The organism is Variovorax sp. KBW07, assembly GCF_003852515.1.
Classification (GTDB): Bacteria; Pseudomonadota; Gammaproteobacteria; order Burkholderiales; family Burkholderiaceae_C; genus Variovorax.
The window spans coordinates 1-1,017 of the sequence record NZ_QAJK01000069.1; the positions used below are offsets into that span (position 1 = coordinate 1).

At 68.3% G+C, this 1,017-nt stretch carries 1 protein-coding gene; it reads right to left on the reverse strand.

What is annotated here, in order from left to right; all coding sequences use genetic code 11:
* Positions 1-1,017 (reverse strand): efflux RND transporter permease subunit (locus DBV14_RS15265; protein WP_185546025.1); only part of this gene is annotated, 1,017 nt, incomplete at both ends.

Consider the following 1,017-nt stretch of genomic DNA (forward strand, 5'->3'; position numbering starts at 1 on the left):
GTACGGCGCATCGGCCTGCACGTACACGCGCTTCACGCGGCCGCGGTCGATGAAGTCGTTCACGTAGCTGCCGCCCCAGGCAATGCCCAGCGTGGTGTTCACGTCGTCCAGCGACAGCCGCAACGCCGAAGCCTTCAGCTGGTCGATGTCGACCTGCAGCTGCGGCGTACCGGCCACGCTGTTGGCGCGCACCGACTGCAGGCGCTTGTCCTTGTTGGCCTCGCGCACCAGGCGTTCGCGCGCCTGCACCAGCCGCTCGGCGCCCATGCCCGAGGTGTCCTGCAGCCAGAACTCGAAGCCGTTCGATTCGCCCAGCCCTTCGATGGGCGGCGGCACCATGCCGTACACCTCGGCATCGCGCTGCTGCTTCGACAGCGCCGCGCTGGCGCGCTCGACGATGGCGTGCGCGCGCTTGTCGGCGCTGGCGCGTTCGGACCAGTCTTTCAGCGAGACGAAGGCCATGCCCATGTTCTGCCCCGAGCCGCTGTAGCTCCAGCCGGTGAGCGTGAAGATGGTGTCGGTGGTGTCTTTCTCGGTTTCGAGAAAGTGCTTTTCCACCGCGCGGTTCACCTCGTCGGTGCGGCCCGAGGTGGCGCCGGCCGGCAGCGTCAGCGCGACCATCACGCTGCCCTGGTCTTCTTCCGGCAAAAAGCCGCCGGGCAGGCTGACGTACAGCAGGCCCATGCCGGCCACGATGGCGACATACACCGCCGTGAAGCGCAGCGGCTTGCGCAGGATGCGGCCCAGCACGCTCACGTAGCGGCCTTGCGCGGCGTCGAAGCGGCGGTTGAATGCACCCAGGAACCCGCGCGTGCGCGGCGGCACGCCGGGCTTCAGGAAGCGCGCGCACAGCGCGGGAATGAGCACGATGGCCACCACCACCGACAGCGCCATCGACGCGATGATGGTCACCGAGAACTGCCGATAGATCACGCCCACCGAGCCGCCGAAGAAGGTCATGGGCAGGAACACCGCCGACACCACCACCGCGATGCCCACCAGCGCGCCGGTGATCTC